Below are 591 nucleotides of genomic sequence, written 5' to 3' on the forward strand. Positions count from 1 at the left end.
TTTTTTTGTGTGTGGGGTTGTTGTTTTTGGTTGGTAGTTTTTGGTGGGGTCGATTGTGTATTCGGCGATGATTTCTCCGGTTGTTTTGTTGATTGCGATGGCGTTGGGTCCGTTGACGAGGAGGATGATTCGTTGTCGGTTGTGTGTGCGTCCGATGCCGAGGTGTTTGAGTTTTCCGGCGTAGCGGAGGGTGATTTTTCCGTAGCTGTCGACGCGGTCGAAGCGTACTCGCCAGTGGGTGTTGTGTAGGTGCATGGTTGGTTGGTCTTTGGGTGTGGCGGTGTAGGTCTGGTGGGGTGTTTGTCTGTTGATGGCGCGGTGTTTTCGTTTGGTGTTGTATATCGTGCGGAAGTCGTGCAGTTGTTGTTGTAGGTCCTCGATGGTGAGTGCGGGTGGTTGGGCTTGTAGCCATTTTTTGAGGGTGCTGTGGAGGCGTTCGATTTTTCCTTGGGTGGTTGGTTTTCCGGGGTGGCCGTTTTTCTGTTCGATGTTGAGGTCTGCTAGGAGCTGTTCGAACGGGTTTGGTTGTTGGTGCGTCCGCCGGCAAGGCGGGTGGTGTAGACCAGTCCGTTGTCGGTCAGGGTTGCGGCG

The 591-nt window shown here is 54.0% G+C and carries 2 pseudogenes; both read right to left on the reverse strand.

The features are described 5' to 3' along the window. Nucleotides 1–255 (reverse strand): annotated as a pseudogene (locus tag HMPREF0183_RS13225) (IS481 family transposase); the annotation flags it as partial. 99 nt (nt 256–354) lie between these two features. Beyond that, a pseudogene (locus HMPREF0183_RS13500) lies at nt 355–489 on the reverse strand (integrase core domain-containing protein); the annotation flags it as partial. Nucleotides 490–591: the final 102 nt, after the last annotated feature.

Origin of the sequence: Brevibacterium mcbrellneri ATCC 49030 (genome assembly GCF_000178455.1) — a bacterium.
GTDB lineage: Bacteria > Actinomycetota > Actinomycetes > Actinomycetales > Brevibacteriaceae > Brevibacterium > Brevibacterium mcbrellneri.